15 protein-coding genes are annotated in these 19,835 nt (G+C 40.3%); 7 read left to right on the plus strand and 8 right to left on the minus strand.

Going from position 1 to position 19,835, the window contains the following annotated elements; genetic code table 11:
* The first annotated feature begins 181 nt into the window (after positions 1 to 181).
* The 3 genes from WKV44_06160 to WKV44_06170 are packed head-to-tail and all read left to right on the plus strand — an operon-like array spanning position 182 to position 5,543.
* On the plus strand, positions 182 to 4,168 hold the full coding sequence (locus WKV44_06160) for a phospholipid carrier-dependent glycosyltransferase (protein ID MEM5948120.1): 3,987 nt from the start codon (positions 182 to 184) through the stop codon (positions 4,166 to 4,168).
* A gap of 20 nt (positions 4,169 to 4,188) precedes the next feature.
* Positions 4,189 to 5,124, plus strand: coding sequence for a glycosyltransferase family 2 protein (locus tag WKV44_06165; protein MEM5948121.1), 936 nt, complete (start codon positions 4,189 to 4,191; stop codon positions 5,122 to 5,124).
* Positions 5,121 to 5,543 carry a GtrA family protein gene (locus WKV44_06170; GenBank protein MEM5948122.1) on the plus strand — a complete coding sequence of 141 codons (423 nt, stop codon included), beginning with the start codon at positions 5,121 to 5,123 and terminating at the stop codon, positions 5,541 to 5,543. The genes WKV44_06165 and WKV44_06170 overlap by 4 nt, the downstream gene beginning before the upstream one ends.
* 90 nt (positions 5,544 to 5,633) lie before the next feature.
* On the opposite strand, the gene WKV44_06175 is transcribed toward WKV44_06170, so the two are convergent.
* The 4 genes from WKV44_06175 to WKV44_06190 all read right to left on the minus strand — a co-directional run bounded on the left by WKV44_06175 (position 5,634) and on the right by WKV44_06190 (position 10,765).
* Positions 5,634 to 6,923 (minus strand): cellulase family glycosylhydrolase, encoded by a 1,290-nt coding sequence (locus WKV44_06175; GenBank protein MEM5948123.1) that lies wholly within the window; start codon positions 6,921 to 6,923, stop codon positions 5,634 to 5,636.
* A gap of 188 nt (positions 6,924 to 7,111) precedes the next feature.
* Complete coding sequence (locus WKV44_06180) at positions 7,112 to 8,740, minus strand: cellulase family glycosylhydrolase (protein MEM5948124.1); 1,629 nt, start codon at positions 8,738 to 8,740, stop codon at positions 7,112 to 7,114.
* Positions 8,741 to 8,972: 232 nt separating this feature from the next.
* Positions 8,973 to 9,569, minus strand: a complete 597-nt coding sequence (locus WKV44_06185) for an iron-sulfur cluster assembly scaffold protein (GenBank protein ID MEM5948125.1) — start codon at positions 9,567 to 9,569, stop codon at positions 8,973 to 8,975.
* 17 nt (positions 9,570 to 9,586) lie between these two features.
* Positions 9,587 to 10,765 carry an IscS subfamily cysteine desulfurase gene (locus WKV44_06190; protein MEM5948126.1) on the minus strand — a complete coding sequence of 393 codons (1,179 nt, stop codon included), beginning with the start codon at positions 10,763 to 10,765 and terminating at the stop codon, positions 9,587 to 9,589.
* Positions 10,766 to 10,978: 213 nt separating this feature from the next.
* Here WKV44_06190 and WKV44_06195 point away from each other — a divergent pair, with 213 nt between their 5' ends.
* Positions 10,979 to 12,226, plus strand: a complete 1,248-nt coding sequence (locus WKV44_06195; protein MEM5948127.1) for an MFS transporter — start codon at positions 10,979 to 10,981, stop codon at positions 12,224 to 12,226.
* A 148-nt stretch (positions 12,227 to 12,374) separates the two neighbouring features.
* On the opposite strand, the gene WKV44_06200 is transcribed toward WKV44_06195, so the two are convergent.
* From WKV44_06200 to WKV44_06210, 3 genes are all read right to left on the minus strand, one after another.
* Positions 12,375 to 13,370, minus strand: coding sequence for a bile acid:sodium symporter (locus WKV44_06200; GenBank protein ID MEM5948128.1), 996 nt, complete (start codon positions 13,368 to 13,370; stop codon positions 12,375 to 12,377).
* 236 nt (positions 13,371 to 13,606) lie between these two features.
* Positions 13,607 to 14,812 (minus strand): hypothetical protein, encoded by a 1,206-nt coding sequence (locus WKV44_06205; protein ID MEM5948129.1) that lies wholly within the window; start codon positions 14,810 to 14,812, stop codon positions 13,607 to 13,609.
* Positions 14,813 to 15,035: 223 nt separating this feature from the next.
* Positions 15,036 to 16,067, minus strand: a complete 1,032-nt coding sequence (locus WKV44_06210; protein MEM5948130.1) for an endo-1,4-beta-xylanase — start codon at positions 16,065 to 16,067, stop codon at positions 15,036 to 15,038.
* Positions 16,068 to 16,244: 177 nt separating this feature from the next.
* Here WKV44_06210 and WKV44_06215 point away from each other — a divergent pair, with 177 nt between their 5' ends.
* The 3 genes from WKV44_06215 (at position 16,245) to WKV44_06225 (ending at position 18,619) form a co-directional block, all read left to right on the plus strand.
* A complete protein-coding gene (locus tag WKV44_06215; GenBank protein MEM5948131.1) occupies positions 16,245 to 17,192 on the plus strand; it encodes a histidinol-phosphatase in 948 nt (315 codons plus the stop codon).
* A 317-nt stretch (positions 17,193 to 17,509) separates the two neighbouring features.
* Positions 17,510 to 18,043, plus strand: coding sequence for a Gx transporter family protein (locus WKV44_06220; GenBank protein ID MEM5948132.1), 534 nt, complete (start codon positions 17,510 to 17,512; stop codon positions 18,041 to 18,043).
* Positions 18,044 to 18,619 carry a hypothetical protein gene (locus WKV44_06225; GenBank protein ID MEM5948133.1) on the plus strand — a complete coding sequence of 192 codons (576 nt, stop codon included), beginning with the start codon at positions 18,044 to 18,046 and terminating at the stop codon, positions 18,617 to 18,619.
* A gap of 150 nt (positions 18,620 to 18,769) precedes the next feature.
* On the opposite strand, the gene WKV44_06230 is transcribed toward WKV44_06225, so the two are convergent.
* A complete protein-coding gene (locus WKV44_06230; protein MEM5948134.1) occupies positions 18,770 to 19,579 on the minus strand; it encodes a ZIP family metal transporter in 810 nt (269 codons plus the stop codon).
* Between the last annotated feature and the right edge of the window lie 256 nt (positions 19,580 to 19,835).

The raw sequence follows: 19,835 nt of genomic DNA on the forward strand, positions 1-19,835 counted from the left end.
ATTTGCGCTTATATCCTTAGCCGCAGGCAGGAGGGAAGCGCGCCTTGCTTTCTTTTTTGCTTTATTGGCGCGCTTACGACGTTCGGTATAAAAATAGTTTTAAAAAAAAGTTTTTGTTGAAAAATACGCTTTTTAATGTGAAAATGTTTAGAGATTTTAGAGTTTTTACAAGGAGTGTATTGTGAGGAAGGGAGTTTTGCTTCTTGTTTTTTTGCTTCTGGGAGGGGTTTTTCTATCCGCAGAGGAGGTTATAAAAAATCCAGGTTTTGAGGAGTGGAATAAGGATATTCCTACTGCTTGGGCTCTGCATACGTGGAAGAATATAAAAGGGGTAGTTTTTGAGCGCTCGGATGTATCTCACAGCGGCAAGTTCTCTGTGTATTTGGAGAATATGGTAGAGGAGGACAGCAAGGTTTTTCAGACTGTACGGGTAAAGCCTGGGGCTTTGTACCGCTTTTCTGCCTGGGTAAAAGCAGAGGGAGTGCCAAGAGAGATGCTCGGTGCAAATTTGTCTGCTATGGAGTCCATGGAGCATTCTATGGATGTAAAGGATACAGGCGGAAGGTGGCAGCAAATTGTGGTTTATGCACGGGCGGGTAAGAATCAGGACTCAGTAAGGCTCACTCTTAGACTCGGGGGATATGGTGCCTTGAGCCGCGGTAAGGTGTGGTTTGACGATGTTTCTTTTGTACAGGTTAAGGCTGTACCAGAGGGTGCCCAGGTTATAAAGCTCTACAGAGAGGAGAATATTGCCTCAGTAAAGCATGGCTTTCCACTGGGAAAGATTGTTTTTGTGTTTCTTATATATGTTTTTCTTGCCTATTTCTTATATAAGAGGCGAAATATTCTTACCTCCAGGACAGGTACAAAAAGATATGTTGCAATCATGCTTGGAGCTGCTTTTCTTCTGAGACTGCTTGTTGCTGTTTCCTATCCAGGACATGTGACGGATATGCCAACTTTTTACGGCTGGGCAACAGAGCTTGCGGATAAGGGTATTTTTTCTTTTTATGGGAGTAATACTTTTAAGGATTATCCGCCAGGATATCTTTATATCCTATATGTTGCAGGACTTCTTATTAGGTTGACAGGAGCTGCTTACGGAAGCTGGCTTTCTATTCTACTTCTCAAGCTTCCGTCCATGCTGATTGACCTTTTATCCGCTTTTATAATAATACGGCGGTTTAAGGATTCTCGCGGGCTTGCTCTCGCCACTCTATATGTCTTTAATCCAGCTGTAATATACAATTCTTCTCTGTACGGACAGGTGGATAGCATATTGGGGCTGCTTATTATGCTTGTTGTTCTTTCCTATTGGGACAGACGATATGTAGTTTCTGCTATGTGGCTTGGGATTATGCTTGCCATAAAACCTCAGGCTATGCTCTTTGCACCTATAGGCTTGTTCTTTGCAGTAAAGGTGCTTGTACCTGTTATAAAGGCATTGTTTTTAAAACTGATAAACAAGGACAAGGGCAAAATAGATTTTACGCAAGCCATTATACTTACAAAGGCGCTTTTTGCGTGTACAGGTGCCTATGTTATACTGCATGTTCCTTTCTTTATCATGTATCCGGCAAAATTCTCCGAGCTTTATATGCGAATCATGTCTTCCTATCCTTTTGTCAGCGTAAACGCTGCTAATTTTTGGGCTCTTATGGGATACAACTGGAAGACTGTTCTCTTTAAGTTTTTCGGTATACCGTTCTTTGTATGGCAGAAAGTAATACAGCTTGTGCTTCTTTTTTCCGCCGCTTTTGTCTACTTTGCAGAAGAAAGAGGCAGCTTATCAGACAAAATAGCATACTCAGGCTGCAAAGAAAAAACAAGGAAAACAGAGGATAAACTCGGGGAGGCTGAGACAGATACTAATAAAAAAGAGTCGAACATAGAGCTCAGCTCCGTATCAACACAAGTAGATAAAAAGCCTCTTTATGCAGATAAAAAAGTCTCAGAAAACAAATCGGCAAGGAAGAATACACATAATAACAAAGAAAGAAATAATACAGACAATGCAAACGACGTATATAAAAGTTCGCCTGTCATAACAGCTCTGTTTCTTGCAGTATTGGGCTTTACTTTTCTTATGAGGATGCATGAGCGTTATCTCTATCCTGCTATTATCCTTTCTATTTGTGCCTTTCTGACAACCAGTCGCAAAGGCTTCCTTGTATTGTTTTTTTCCCTCAGTTTTTCCAACTTTATCAATCTGGCACAGGTCATATACCTTGCAAAAACACAAAGCTTTGTCATAGAGCCGGATGCCGCCCTGTTTTTATCTTCTATCATCTGTGTTATAAGTGCGTTGGGACTAATCCTCATGCTTTTCCCACGTATAACAGGAGCAATAAGTACTTTTATATCCGGTATATACAAAAAATTGTCTACAGCTCACAACAAGAACAACGATGCCTCTGTAGCAGAAGATTTTCTTAGTAGACTAAAAAAAGAAAAAACAGATAAAAAGACTATTCTAATGCTCACAATAATTACTGCAGTATATTCTGTAGTAGCACTCATAAACCTGGGCTCTGCCTCTACTCCAACTACAATCTATAAACCACAGGTTAGAGACACTTATTTTGTTATAGAAAAAAAAGAAACCAAGGATACGGAAGGCATAGCATGGTACAGAGGATACGGCTCGGGAAGCTACATAGTCTACACATCACAGGACAGAAAAAACTGGAAACAAGTTAATAAAATAGAAAACACCAATATATGGGCTGAATTTGGCTGGCAGCTTCTAGATTTGACACAGGGGAAAAGCGACAAATACCTTCTTATCAGAACAGAAAAGCCCGGACAAGCCATACATGAGATTATTCTTTATAACAGCGATTTTAAAGCAATCGCAGTCAGCATGCCGGAGAGCTTTAGAAGCCCTGCTGATGAGGGAATACCTGAGAATCTCATAGATGAGCAGACAAGCTGGAACGGTAATATTGGCTTTTACACTAACATGTACTTTGACGAGATATACCATGCTAGAACTGCCTATGAGTACGCAAAAGGAATACGTCCACTTGAGACAACACACCCTCCTCTAGGCAAACTAATAATGTCACTGGGAATTCTTATATTTAAGATGACACCCTTTGGCTGGCGCATACCTGGCACACTCATAGGGATACTCATGCTCCCTCTCATCTTTCTTCTTGCAAAAGAGCTGTTTAAAAGAAATGACCTAGCCCTTATTACAACAGCCCTTATTGCAACAGAAAGCCTACACTTTGTGCAAACACGTATAGCTACAATAGACAGCTATGCGGTATTTTTTATCATCCTAATGTACATACCAATGGTAAAATACTATCTTGCAGACAACAAAGAAGCAGGACAGTTTAAAAAGTACGCAATACCACTTATGATGTCCGGCATCTTCTTTGGACTTGGAGCAGCTTCCAAGTGGACATGCATATACGCAGGAGGAGCACTGGCCTTTCTGTATTTTACAAAGCTGGGCATGGCAATCTACAAAAAAGACATAACAATACAACAAGCTATTATCAATATGCTGTGGGCATTTGTATGCTTTATTGCATTACCGGCAATAATCTACAGTATAAGCTACATACCCTTTGCCATATCAGAAGGGGTAAAAAACGCTCCAGACCTTATAAAACTAATAATAAGAGAACAAAAAGGCATGTACGTATATCACAGCCAGGTAAAAGACCCACACCCCTTTGCCTCGCCATGGTGGCAATGGCCTCTTATGATAAAACCAATGTGGTACTATTCTGGACAAAAATATCTTCCACAAGGCTACATATCCAGCATATTAGCAGTTGGAAACCCGTTCACCTTCTGGATAGGAAGTCTTAGCATGCTGGCACTCATCTTTTTTGCAAAAAAAGATAAAACAGCAAGCCTGATACTAATACTATTTGCCTTCCAGTATCTTCCATGGGCAATAAGCCCTCGTACGGTAACATTTATATACCACTTTTTTACATCAACACCATTTATAATACTGGCACTGGCATACATCCTAGGCTTTCTTGCAAACAAATTTCCGCACAGGAAAAAACTCATATTCATAACCGCAATAACAATAAGCACAATACTATTTGCCGCATTTTATCCCATACTAAGCGGAGCAGTTATAAGCAAAAACTATGCAAGCCTGCTTAGATGGTTTAACACATGGTATTTTTACCAGTAAACATAAACGGAGGAAATAACATGGTATCCATCATAATACCCGTATTTAACGAAGAAGAAGTTCTCAACGAACTCTATAAAAGAATCACAACAGTAATGGACAGTACAAAAGAAGACTATGAGCTTGTATTCATAGATGACGGAAGCAGTGACAACACATACTCCATGTTAAAAGAATTGCATAAAAAAGACAGAAGATGCAAAATTATTCACTTTTCACGCAACTTTGGACACCAGATAGCAATAACAGCAGGCATGGACTACTGCAAAGGAGACGCTATAGTCATAATAGACGCAGACCTGCAAGATCCACCAGAACTAATACCAGAAATGCTGGAAAAATGGAAACAAGGAGCACAGATAGTACATGCAAAAAGAAAAAAAAGAAAAGGAGAAAGCATCTTTAAAAAAGCAACAGCCGCCATATTTTACAGAACGCTCAAAGCACTCACAAACGTAGAAATACCAGTTGACGTAGGGGACTTTAGACTCATGGATAAAAAAGTAGTCCAGTCATTAAGAAGCATGAGAGAAAGAAACCGCTTTGTGCGAGGACTGGTAAGCTGGACAGGCTACAAACAAGCAGAAGTAACATACATACGCGACCCGCGCTTTGCAGGCACAACCAAATATCCGCTCAAAAAAATGATACGCTTTGCACTCAACGGCATAACATCCTTCTCCGACAAACCCCTCAAGATAGCAAGCCTTCTTGGCTTTCTGCTCTCAACAGCAGGCTTTATCTACATGCTCTACGTACTTTACCAGAAATTATTTACAACACAAGTCGTACAAGGATGGACAACAATAGTTGTTTTGATACTTGTATTCAACGGATTCACCCTCCTCTCACTTGGAATATTAGGAGAATACGTAGGCAGAATATACGAAGAAATAAAACAGCGCCCTCTATACATAATAGAAGAAAGCCTTGGCTTAGAGGACTCAAAAGAATGAAAAAACCCCACATCCTGCAGTTTTTAAAATACAACGCAGTAGGCATCCTTAACACAACAATAGACATAACAACCTTTGCCATACTAACAGCAATGGGCCTTGCAGCAGAAATATCGCAGATAATATCCTACACACTTGGCATGGCAAACAGCTACCTGCTCAACCGATACTGGACATTTGCAAAAAAAGAAACCCCCACACACAAAGAGGCCTTGAGATTCATAATCGTTAATCTCACAGGACTTGCCATATCTATAGCAACAATAAGCCTCACAAAAATAACACTAGGCAGCACAGAAACCGGGAACACAATGATAGCAAAATGGCCCGTATACACAATAGCAGGAAAAGCACTTGCAATGGCTCTAAGCATAGGCATAACATTTCCACTCAACAAAAACTGGGTATTTAAAAAATAAAAAACCGAACGGTCTTACCACTGCCACGCAAGCAAAATAAACCGCAGGCGGCGGTAAGACCTGCCTGCGGCAAACATAAAGTAAACAAAACTAGTAAGAATTAATATGGACATGCCCCCAATCAACAGAAGACTTATAATGAATATACCATAAGCCATCGGAAGCAGCAGGAATCTGCCACTGATACATAAACTTATTCTTACAATCTACACCATTTATATCCAACAAATCGAGATTCCAAGAATTAAGCTGTGCATTCCAGTTCTGAGAGACAGCAAAACCATCAGTCTTCCAAAAAAACTCCCCCTTACCATTAAAAACAAAAGGCAAAGAAATCATCACATAAGAACCGGAAGTAGGAGTAATACTTGGTGTCGGTGTTGGTGTCGGTGTTGGTGTCGGTGTTGGTGTCGGTGTTGGTGTCGAAGAAGAAAGAACATTATTCTTAAACCATAACCCCCAGGAAGTAGGATTTGCAGCATCAAAACTATTAACCATATCAAGATACTCTACCCCGCCTCCATTGCCGCTCCAACTCCAGCCCATAAGACCAACACCATAACGGACAGCATAAGAGACAATTGCATCCTCATCGGGATTACCATCGCTATGCATATTGCCAAACTCCCCTACAACAAGAGGCAGCCCCATGTCCTTAAATACCTTCATATAAGACTCAACCTCGGCAGGAGTATCAAAAACTCCGTACATATGTATTGAAAAAATAAGATTATTAAGAGAATCCGCCGCAGCAACAGAAAGCGCATTATCTCTCATGGTAAAAGACCAATCCTGTCCCCAGTTGGGAGCATCTATCATTATGGTGTGGGTAAAACCAGCAGCCCTAAGAGAAGAAATAGCATTCTTTGTATCCGTTATCCAGTTTTGATAATTTCTGTTACCATAAGGCTCATTACCAATATTAATTATGACAAAATCCTCATTACCAATAAGAACAGATTTTATCTCCTTCCAATAAGAAACAGCATCAGCAAGCGAACAGGCAGCACTATCCTCTCCATACCCTGTAGTATCATGCACCTCAAGCACAAGATAAGAATAACCAATAGTTCTTGCAAGATTGATTATGTTTTTCACATCACTTGCAGAGTTTTTTGTCCATCTATACCCATTGGACAAAACAACACGTACAGTATTTGCTCCCCAGTTCTTTATGCCCATAAGTGAACTCTCAAGCTTATCCGTATACCAAGTATGGGCATGATTTATTCCCCTTATCTCAGATGCGGCAATACCTGCACTTATCGCCCTGGAAGGCAATTCGGCAAGATAATAAGCCGTATCCGTATCTAGCGAACAGGAAACCGCTCCCATAATAAGAGCAAAAAGAATAAAAAAAGATAAAAACCATCGTTTCATTAAGCAACCTCCCCAGAATATATTCCGATTTCTAGAAACCGGTGTAATATTCTACACTGAGATATTAGACTTGTCAAATTTTTTGAGTTATTTTATAAAATAGAGTTATTGGATAAAGTTTTCATATACTATGGGATAATATATACTTATAAATCGGTTTAAATGGCCGCACTAAGGCGGCCAAAAAATCATTTTATTTCGAGATGAGACCAGTCTACAGAAGACTTAAAATGTATATACCAGAAACCATCTTCATTAGGAGTTATGGTATGCTGAGCAACCCACAGGTTGGAATAATCCGTACCATTAATATCCAGAAGCTCAATATTCCATGAGTTGATAAACCTTCCCCAATTCGCAGTCCTAGAAAAAGCATCAGTTTTCCAAAAAAATTCACCACTGCCATCATAAATCATAGGCAAAGTTATATACTCATAAGGCGGGTGACTTGGGACAGGTGTAGTTGGGACAGGTGTAGTTGGGACAGGTGTAGTTGGGACAGGTGTAGTTGGGACAGGTGTAGTTGGGACAGGTGTAGTTGGGACAGGTGTAGCTTCGCTCTTTGCAGCCATATATGCCGCATGTTCTCTAAAGACAGCAAGTTCCGGAGCTCCGGCCATAACTCCAAACTTAGGATCTACAAGCCTGTCCGTATACCACCAGAAAAGACTTCCATCTACATCATACTGCTCAATAGCATCAAAAACTCCTCTCCAAAAAACAAGCCTGTCCGTATCATGGCTGTTCCATTCTCCAAGCAGAAGGGGTTTGCCGATAACCTTGTGAGCATCATCAACCCAAGCCTTTATCAGAAGCTGTGTTGCCGTAAGCAGATCACTCACTCCATAGTGAGAAAGAAGCTGCTCTCTGGCCCAATGCTCGGTGGGATACGGATGAGCAGAACAAAAGTCTATATAAGGTGACTGATGGATATAGACAAAGGGATTGCCCTCATCACCTCCAAACCCGTACTTGAGTTCATGTCCCTCCAACCCTGTGCCAACCATATGGTTAGGGTCAAGAGCCTTGATAAATGCTGCCATTTCATCAACCCACGCCCTGAGGTGCTCACCTGGAACGCTCTCCGCCACATCCTGGTAACGTGGCTCATTCATAAGTTCCCATGCAAATATAGTTGGATCATCTTTATAGGCTATACCCGTATAATGATTGACTCTTGTTACAAAATGCCTAACATAGTTTCTGTACTGTTCTTTACATCCGAGATTGGTAAAAAATATTGCCCGTGCCGCATGACTGCCATAGGGAAGACCTTCCCATTTTAATCTCTGGTCTATTCCACCATAGGCCTCCCAATAATTTTCCAGAGTGATTATTATTCTCACACCATGTCTTCTTGCAGAATCAAGAATGTAGTCAAATAGCATAAACTGAGGTTCACTGTAGACTCCTTTTTCCGGTTCAAAGCCATGCCACACCTCATGGGAAAAGCCCCATATCCTAAGAACATTGACACCATCTGCTGCAAGATTCTCAAAATGTGCATCTATCCTTGCCTTGTCCATAAATAGACGTTCTATAAGGTCCGTACTTCCTGTATTACTGCCATCACCAAACGTAAACAAATCATAGGTGTTAGCTCCAGTAACATAAAAGGGTTTTCCATCGAGAATAAAGTTGGTACCTTCTGCATAAACAAAACCTGAAGGAACAAAAGAGACTGCTCTTTGTATGTTCATGGACTCTGTATCAGAAAATAAGACCTCCTGAGAACAGGAGACAAATAAGGAAAGCAGGAATATTATTCCCACAATGTACAGAGATTTTTTCTCTGATAAGTTTAAAAAAATTTTCATATAACCTCCCCAATATCCGGATAAACCGGTTTTTAGGATTTTAAACCGGTTTGTTTATTATGTCAAATTTCTTTAATAAAAGATTTATACTAAAGTAAATCGATTTCTTGATTTTAACAAAGAAAAATCAGTTGCAACCATAAAAACTCTGGAATAATAGGTAAAATATATAAAAAAAGGCAGTGGCTGTTAGGCCACTGCCGTTCGGTATGAGTCTTTTAAAAAACACATATCAACCATAGAGGTGTGTAAACTGATGCAAAAGCTCATCTGCCTTGGGTTTGCATTTGCCGCATACAGTGCCTATCTTGGTGTGCTCCTGTAATTCTTCCCATGTTCTGACGCCGTGGTCACGTACCATGGACTCTATATCCTGCTCAGTTATATTGAGACAGTTGCACACTACTTTTGCAGCCTGTTTTTCTATCTCTCCTTCGCGACCTGTGCGCTTAAGATAATCCTCTATCGCCGCACGCAGCGCTTTATCTCCAAGAACGGAGCAATGTATTTTATGCTCAGGGAGTCCACCAAGACGCTCCACAATCTGATCCGGGGTTATCTTATAGGCATCCTTGATGTGCATGCCCTTTACAGCTTCAGACAACATGGATGTAGAAGCAATAGCACTAGCACAGCCATACGTCTTCCATCTGCAGTCAATAATCATATCATTCTCAACCTTGATAACAACAAGCATCTGGTCGCCACACTGTACATTACCAACAAGCCCCCTGCCATCGGGAGAAAACTCATCCTCAGGAACATCTAAAACATTCTTAGGATTCATAAAATGTTCCTGCACAATATCAGAATAAAGCCAATCGCTCATAAAAACTCCTTGTAAAATTATCCGGAATATACAGAAGATATCTTTCTAAGCCTCTCCACGACAGGAGGTAGTACCTCAAGAACATAATCAACATCTTCTTCCGTACTTGCCCAACCAAGGCTAAAGCGTATGGACCCGTGAGCTCTCTCTGGGTCAGAATCAATAGCAAGAAGAACATGCGACGGATCAAGAGAACCTGAGGCACAGGCAGAGCCGGTAGAAACAGCAACTCCCATCATATCAAGCCCTAGCAAGATAGCCTCACCCTCAATCCCTCTAAAAGAAACATTGAGAGTACCGGGGAGACAATACTCAGGATGCCCGTTTACAATCACATCCTTTATATTCTCCTCAATCCCCTGCCTCAATTTCTCGCGCAGAGCCCACAGTCTGGAAGACTCCTCTCCCAGTTTCTCCTGAGCAATCTCACAAGCCTTACCAAGTCCGGCAATCCCCTGAGTATTATACGTACCCGCACGTTTACCATGCTCCTGATGACCACCATGTATAAAAGTACAAAAAGGAGTACCCTTTCTCACGTACAGAACACCAACCCCCTTGGGACCGCCGATCTTATGAGCAGAAAAACTAAGATAATCCACATCGAGTTCTTTTACAGACACAGGAACCTTACCCACAGCCTGCACCGCATCTGTATGAAAAAGAGCACCCTTCTTATGTGCAATACTTGCAGCAGCCTTAATATCCTGCAAAGTACCAATCTCATTATTTGCCATCATAAGAGACACAAGAGCAGTATCGGACGTAACAAGCTCATCCAGTTTATCAAGATCAAACCTGCCATAAGAATCCACAGATACATACGACACAGAAATACCCGTATGCTCAAGAAACCGCGCAGTAGACAAGATACTAGGATGCTCGATAACAGATGTGACAACAGAAGAACGCCCCAGAGAAGCACAAGAACAAGAAGAACTCCCACAGGAGAACATCTTGAGTACGCTATTATTACTCTCAGACCCGCCACCAGTAAAAACAATCTCCTCCGGCTCAGCCCCTATAAGACGTGCAACAGCCTTTCTAGCACCCTCAACCAGAGCAGAAGCCTCCCTACCAAAGCCATGGAGACTGGACGCATTACCAAAAACATCCAGAGCATCCATAAGAACATCCCGCACCTCTGGCAAAACAGGCGTTGTGGCATTATAATCCATATAAACTCGTTTTTTCATCCCAAAACCCATAAAAATAAGATAGACAAAAATTATCAAATAAAATGCTTATAGTAAAGTAGACAAAATTAATAAACTATACAAATAATAAAAAAATACCGAACGGAGTCCCTGCACCATACAGAGAAAAACAAGCAGCACGGTGCAGGGACTCCTGCCTGCGGCGCAAAATAAAATCATTGATTCTCGTATTAGAATACATTATCATGGCCTATGGCAACGGACATAGAAAAAACAATCAGACAAGACCCCAACATAAGAAAATTCTGCTTCTACGGATTCTTTAAAAACCTAAAGTTTTTTGAACCTTATTTATACCTCTATCTTATCAATCAGGGATTTTCCTTTTTTCTTATAGGAACACTGTTTTCCATACAAGAAGCAATAGTATACCTCATGGAAATCCCATCCGGAGTATTTGCCGACAATTATGGAAAAAAAACAGCTCTGATTATAGCATTCTCGTTTTACATAGCATCATTTGCAGGCTTTTTCTTTATAAAAAACTTTGCAATCGCAGTAATAGCCATAAGCCTTTATGCGCTGGGAGAAGCATTTCGCTCGGGAACACACAAAGCACTAATATACAATTACCTTGAGCATAAAAACTGGTTTGAATACAAAACACTTGTCTACGGCAGAACACGCTCTTTTTCTCTCATAGGCTCAGCACTATCCGCAATACTATCCATAGCATTTATAATAGGACTCCCATCCGTAAAGTGGCTTTTTTTGCTATCAATCCTCCCCTACCTCATAGATGCGCTGCTTGTCATAAGCTACCCGCAATACCTTGACGAAAAACAAAGAACTAAATTTTCCGCATCAGGACTGATAAAAGATACATTTTTACACCTAAAAAAAATAATAAAAAGAAAAAAACTTCTCCGAGTCCTTATCAACTCCGCACAATTTGACGCATCGTTTAAAGTAACAAAAGACTACATACAGCCAATATTAAAGACCATGATAATGGCAAGCCCAATTATGCTGTTTCCCTTCTTAGAAAAAGAACAAAACATAAAAGCCATACTTGGAATAACCTATGCTCTCTTCTACATATTTAGTGCAGCAGCATCAAGAAACATATATAAGCTTACTAAAAAAACTAGCTCCGTCAATCTCTTAAACACAGGATACCTGATCCTTGCAATCCTCATGGCAATAACAGCACTAATAATAAAGCTCAATATAGTCATATTGATACCTATCCTATTCTTTGCCCTTTACATAGTAAAAAATGCAAGGCGACCAATAATAGTAGATGTTCTTGGCGATATAATAGAAAAAACAGAGCGCGCAACAGTCTTATCCGTAGACAGCCAGCTAAGATCCATTGCCATGGTCGTATTATCTCCCCTGTTTGGACTCATTGCAGATACTGCAGGACTCTCAGGTGCATTTATAATACTTGGAGCACTTCTTATACTCCTGTACCCCGTAATAAGCTGCAGAAAATAGCACTACAATATTGCAGCCATAGAACGCATCAGAATTATTTATATACTATAGAAATACAGTGCGGCTTTTGCACAAAACCAATGATACAAAAAAAGAAGAACAACCTGTCCTTCCTCCATTTTTTTTCAAAAAAATATACAAATAACTACTACATTCCCCTATCAAAGTATTCGCGTATTTTTTTATGAAGATGAACATAAGCAATAGAAAATATAATTTGAAACAACGGCAAAATAGCAGCAGGTATGGCCACCATAGCAGAAAAGGCAAGCATGGCAATAGCAATAGCAGTACCATTATTCTTACCAGTACTTAAAAAGGCAATAGCCATATGCTCCTTATAATCTATTTTAAAAAGTTTATTGACTACAGTCATAAGAGGAAACATAATTGCAAGATATATCAATGTTACAAAAGCAAGATTAACAACAACAGTCCAGTTCTTAAACAGTACCGGAGCCTTTAGCATAAAGATAAGAGTGACCATAAAAAGCATTGTTATCATGCTTATAAAAGAAAACAGAGGTTTAATCTTCTTAAATCCATTTTCCCCCTTACTCTTTATAATGATCCTTCTAGTTATATCACCCGCAAACATTGGCACTATAAGCACAAGGACTACTGTCTTCAACAACAAACCAAGAGGAATAGCAATATTATAAGCCTTCCCTAAGATATGTATAAAGAAAGGCAAGAAAATTGGAATAAGGACAAAAATAAACCCCATTGCAACAGTAGCTATCTCCAAACCACCTTCCACAAGACCGGTATAACCAAGACTCATAGACGAGCCGGGTATCAACATAACCAGCATAAAACCAAGCGCTATCTCCTGGTCATGGATAAACAATTTTACAAGTAAAATACTAATCAAAGGAGTAATAACAAAATTATATAGAACAGTCATAATGATTGGCTTAGGCTTCTTTAAGACACCGGGAATCTTTTCTAGATTAAGATTAATCATCATGGGATATATCATCATAAAAACAAAAACAGTAATCAAAACACTCAAAACAGATTTGTTAGCCACAACAAACCCGGGAAAAAGCACTCCCAATGACCATCCCACTGCTATGGATAAAAGAGCATACCACATAAGATTCTTCTTAAGATGTTCTGTCAATCTCTGTATCATATCCATATCATCATCCTTACGCTTAATTCAAAACAATAAGATAGTTTCATTATTTCAGAATATAGCAACAATAATAATATATGTCAAACCTTATATATCTTTTTGCCTATTGCCACAAAAACCTCATACGCATAGTTATATAGAATTATTTGCAAAACAATTTTAAAAAGCAAAGTGAAAATTATACCCAGCAGAGGAACAATTAGTTCTCCATCATAAGCTTACCCAGCTAGACACAGAAGTTATCTCATACTCCTTACAAACTCTGATGCTGCAACATATTTATCCACAAAACTTACAAGATACCCCTCTCGTGTTATGGGAGGAATAACAGTGAGCGGCCACATGTGTCTTATTATAATATCTCGTTCTATCTTCCCTATATAAGGGAAATCCTTTTTTGCATTTTTATATGATATTGTAGGATGAGAAAAACCGTGAGGAAGAGAGCTTTGTTTTGCCCCCCACTTCTTCCAATCATAGAAAAAATAATCATGCAGAAGAGCACCCTGCACTGTCTCTTTAAGCCTCAGATTCATCCTTCTGGCAAAAAGATAAGAGACCCACGCAACCTTTAGATTGTGCTGGTAAATGCTTTTTCCATGATGGTTTATTGATTTTATCCGTCTGTATTTCTCAGTCTCTGTAATCTCGGAAGCAAGCTTTCTAAACTCTTTGTAAAGCCCGTACCTGCTTTGTCTATCCATTGTCTTAAAAACCTTTTTGTTTACGCTGTCTCTTATGGCAAATATGATATTCTTATCTATCCTCGCCGGTTTAAGCAATTCTGCAAGGTTTTTTCTCAAAAAGCCAAAAGCCCTCGCAGGTCTTAGCATCCTAGCAAGCTCCATATCGGAAAGGTTGCTGAGAATAGATTTTATGACTTGAGTTGTTTTTTCAACACTCACAGCCTTTCTAAGTTCTATGATAAGAGAGGCAAATCTCTTATAAAGCTTAAAAGAATAAACAGTATCGACTGCAATGTAGACATAGAACAAAACAAGTATAATAAGAGCTGTATCCTGCTGTACGGAGCGCAACAATTCTGTAAAAAACGGTTGTATTATCTCAATCTCTGCAAAAGAAAGGATAGCCCAAAAGGAGCTAAAAAGGAGACAAACCCTACCGTTGATGTTGAGCGGAAAATTGGAATAATCCCAGAATTTAAGACCAAACGTTTTTTCTATTATATAGGAAGTAAAATATTCCAGAGATGTGGCTATAAGAGTAAAAATAAAAATCCTTATTCCAAAGGGTAAAAACAAAAGGCTGTCGTTTACAAGCAGGATAAATACGGCTCCAAATCCGTATATAGGGATAAAAGGCCCGTATAAGGAACCTGAGTTTATAAGGGTTTTTGTTGTGATACTCCTGTAAGCGGACTCTATTATCCATCCCAGAAAGGAGTATAGCATAAAATAAAACGCAAGGCTTTCCAACTCATGCATGCGTAAAAAATAATATGGTATCTTAACATCATCAACTCTTTTTTTTACAAAAACACAGAAGGCATATCTGTAAAAACGAGCATAATCTTTTCCCTGTATTCGCCACAGGCAGGCAGAGAGGCGTATATCTCACCTGTTTTTCTTAATAAGGGCGCATTTCTGCCGTTAGGTATAAAAAATGCTCCCCTTAAAACAGGGGAGCATAAAATGCTAGAAGGCAACCTTACTTTTTATTTTTCTCAGCATACTCTGCAAGTATTTTGCCCATGCTGATATATAGCTCTTTGGGCTTAAGCTGTCTGTCAAAGGGATGGGCGCTTCCGTAGCCGGGAAAAGTGCCTGGAACCCAGCTATTGGCATCGGTGTATCCCCACATTACAAAACAGGAGACCTTTTCTTCCAGTGCAATCCTAAGCAGCTTCTCATAGATCTCTTTCTGCAACTTTTCCTTCTGTGGTGTCATAGGCATTTTTACCCTGACATCGATCTCAGTAAAAGAAACAGTGAGTCCAAGGTCATAAAACCTGTGTATATTCTTACGCAATGCCTGCTCATTAAGAGGATAGTCCGTGCTGAGATGCAACTGAAAACCCACACCATCTATAGGCACTCCGCGCTCAACCATGCCCTTTACAAAGTTATAAAAACCATCACCTTTAATAGTTCCAGCATACTCATTGCTATAGTCATTGAGAATAAGTTTAACAGACGGATCCGTTTCCTTTGCAATCCGGAAAGCGATATCCGCATAGTCAGGCCCTATAGTGTCAAGCCAGACCGTTTTCCTAAGCCCGCCTGTCTCATCATCTATAATCTCATTACAAACATCATATTCATAAAATTTTCCCTTATATCGTGTTAGGACCTGGGTTATGGTATCCTCAATCACCTTGATACCTTCCTCACGCGTACGGATATTGCGTGCAAAAGCCGGCAACTGATTATGCCAGATAAAAGTATGACCGCGCAACTTCATACCCTTCTCAGTTGCAGCCTCGACAAAATCGTCAACAGGATTCCAGTTCCAGAAACGCGGATTGGGCCTCAGATTTTCCAGCTTCATGATATTCTCTGTTACAACAATATTAAAGTTATCCTCTATCAACTTGGATGCAACAGGGTCAAAGAGGTCGCTAGAACGCACAGCAACACCGAAAAGAAGCCCATTTTTATCGGCAAGGCTTCTCATATTCTCCTCACAAGATACAAATAAAAACCCTACTAACAGAAGTAGCAATACTACTCTCTTTCTCATAGAATACTCCTTGTTTTTATTATACACATTTCCTGCATATCTATGCAAAAATATGATAAATCAACATCTTTATAAAGTCAATTAAAAAAGATAAATTATCAATACCGAACGTCGTTTCCGCGCCATATTTGGCAGAACAAAGCAAAGAAGGCGCGGAAACTCCTGCCTGCGGCGCACATGCAAAAGAACAAACAAGATAATTACAAACAATTCTCACCAATCAGTCCATACTTATTGACTTGTAAACATAATAGTAAGAAGATAAAAGCAGAACTTTTTGTAAAAGGAGTTATGATGCAGCACACCAACTATCATACACATTCTTTCTTCTGTGACGGCAAGGGAAAGCCTATAGACTACGTAAGAGAAGCAGAGAAAAAAGGCTTCTTGGCATTGGGTTTTTCTTCTCATGCTCCGCTGCCATACAAGAACAGCTGGACGCTCAAGGAAAAAGATCTGGAAAAATATAGAGAAACCATACTGGAGTTAAAACAAAGTGCAGAACGACTTGATATATATCTTGGACTTGAGATTGACTATCTTCCTCCGCACATGAGCCCTTATGACCAAAGGTTCCAGCCACTGGATTATACGATAGGCTCGGTACATATAGCAGAAGATATGGCAACACACACCTTCTACGAATTGGACGGAGACGAAAAAAAATACAAAGAAGCTATTTCTTTTTTTGGCGGGGTACAGCAGATGGTAGAATGGTATTACAATCAGATTGCTATCATGTGCAAAGAAACCCCACCTACAATCGTGGGACACTTTGACCTCATCAAGAAAAACAATCCAGGAAACAAGTATTTCACTGGAGAAGAGTCCTGGTATAAAAAGGCGGTAGAAAAGGCTTTGGATGCAGTAGCAGATGCAGGTTGTATACTTGAGATAAATACGGGTGGTCTTGCAAGAAAAAAGACAACAGAAGCTTATCCGTCGGACTGGATTCTCTCTGAGTGCAGGCAGAGGGATATTCCCGTAACACTTTGCTCGGATGCTCACGATCCAGCTCAGATAGATTTTGGCCTTGATGATGCGCTAGAGAGTGTAAAAAAAGCAGGATATACAGAAATATATGCATTGCTGGGAGGAGAATGGCGACCAAGATCGCTGGAATAGTGTTAAGCATACAAGCCATAAATCCATCTTAAAATAACTGTTATATATAGAAGAACTCTGTCTGTACAACACTGTTTTATACAAAACTCACATCACACAATGTACAGAATCAGCTCATGTTTGTATGCGCCCGCAGGCAGGCAGATCCGTGCCACCTCTGCATGTTATGACATATAATGAAGACAGCCTCGTTTCTATCCGTATACCTTAGCTGGCACGGTTCTGCCGTTCGGTATAAAAATATAATATAACTAGGATTCTGGCTGGACAAAAAATAGGTATGGCAATATCATACTCAAAAAAAATACGGGAGTTTTATGGCTTCTCTTTACAGCAGGGAAAAGCAACTGGATATAACAGCCTTCCTTACAGCATTAAGTATGTTTTTTTCTACGCTTGAGTACCTTGTGCCAAAACCGCTGCCATATATCCGTCTGGGGCTGGCCAATATACCCCTTATTGCAGCGCTGCCTGTCCTGGATGTGCCGTACTATTTACTGCTTATAGCTGGCAAAGCCATAGGCCAGGCCATAGTCAATGGCACGCTGCTGTCCTATGTGTTTCTCTTCTCGATAGCCGGTTCTGTTTCTTCCGGTACTCTCATGCTGCTCGTAAGCCGCATTGCAAAAAAACATATAAGCCCCATAGGAATAAGCACCTTGGGTGCCTTTGTGAGCAATAGCGTACAGCTTAGCCTATCTGTACTGTACATATTCGGCACATCTGCAATAGTCATAGCTCCTGTTTTTCTCGGCATAGGCACAGTAAGCGGATTTACAGTAGGCCTCATATGCCTGCTGTACTTTAAAAAATCCCAGTGGTACAAAAAACTTATTGGCGGAAAACTCTAGATGAAAAAAAAAGCACAATACCTTGAGCTTATAAGCGGAATAGGCCTTATGATAACCCTGCTTATGACAGACTCCCTTATACTAAAACTCTCATTTACACTTACGGCAGCCATCCTGGCAAACTGTTCTGGCAAAAGAATAAAACCACTCTATTTTATCCTCTTTATAACAGGCATAAGCTTTTTTGAACTCCTCATCCCCCGCGGCAGGATAATCACAAACATAGCGGGACTTAACATAACTCAGGATGCACTTGCAAGCGGTCTAAAAAAAGGCCTGACACTTACAGGACTCATCTTCCTATCTCTCTTTGCAGTAAAAAAAGACCTACCGATTCCCGGCAGAATAGGACGCTACTTTGCAAAAGTCTTTGAATACTACGCAAACCTCATGTCCCGCAAAAAAACAATAAACAGACACAACATAGTAGCAAGCCTGGACACCATCCTGACAGAAAGCAAGCAGCTATCGACAGAAAAAGAATCCGTAGGCACTAAGCACATCCCTGCAGCAATACCCGTAAGCATCCTGACAATAGAAATTATAATCAGCATAACCCTTGGCATCAGCCAATAAAACCATACCGAACGTCGTCCCTGCACCAACCGGAGCAAAAAAAGACAAGCGCAGGGACTCCTGCCTACGGCAAATACAAAGCAAAACAGAAAACCTATCTTACACAAAAGCTCCACAAATACAAAAAGTATTGATATAGAATTTCACACATCAACCCAAAGCAACATCCAAAAGCATCATAACCGCAAACCCCACAATAGCACCGTGAGTAGAAATATCAGAATTACCGGACAACTGAGATTCCGGAATAACATCCTCTATAACAACAAAGATCATAGCCCCGGCTGCAAAAGCAAGAGCATATGGCAAAACAGGCTGCATAACCATAACAAGAGCAGCTCCAATAACTGCAAAAACAGGCTCAACCATAGCTGACATCTGCCCCCAGAAAAAACTAGCCCCCACACTCATCCCCTCACGCCTTAAAGGAGCGGATACAGCAAGCCCTTCTGGAAAATTCTGAATCCCTATACCAATAGCCAACGCAATAGCACCAGCAACACCCGCAGAAGGGATTCCTGCACCAATAGCACCAAAAGCAACACCCACGGCAAGCCCTTCGGGAATATTGTGCAAAGTGATAGCTGCAACAAGCAACACAGTTTTCTTCCAGGTAGTATGTATACCCTCAGCATGTTCAATAGGTTCGCCAGGATGCAAATGAGGGAGAACAAGGTCCATAATTCTTAGCACAACCGCACCAAGCAAAAAGCCTACAACAGCAGGAACCCAAGGAATCATCCCCATTCTCTCGGCCATATCTATGGAAGGAGCCAAAAGCGACCAAAAACTAGCTGCTATCATGACACCTGCAGCAAATCCCAGCATCATATCAAGAAGCTTACGAGAAGGATTCTTAAAAATAAAAACACTCCCTGCGCCCAACAAAGTCATAAACCAAGTAAAAAGCCCCGCAATAAGAGCCTGCATCACGACTCCAAGACTATAAAACCAACTCATAAAAAACTCCTTTCCTTACAAAACCTATCAGATTATAATATAAAAATGAAAAAAAATACAGAAAACATTACAGCAGAATGTCCCTTTTGCTACAAACAAAGCATATACCCACTGCCTCCATTAACACAAAAAGAAGACGGACACAGACTAGTCTGCAAAAATTGCAAAAGAGGCTTTCTTCTTTATAGGAAAAAAGGCCTCATAAAAGAAAAACACATAACATACATACTTTAAAAAAGGAAAACCTCCTGCGCAC

The organism is Spirochaetia bacterium 38H-sp (genome assembly GCA_039023545.1).
Lineage (GTDB): Bacteria > Spirochaetota > Spirochaetia > Winmispirales > Winmispiraceae > Rarispira > Rarispira pelagica.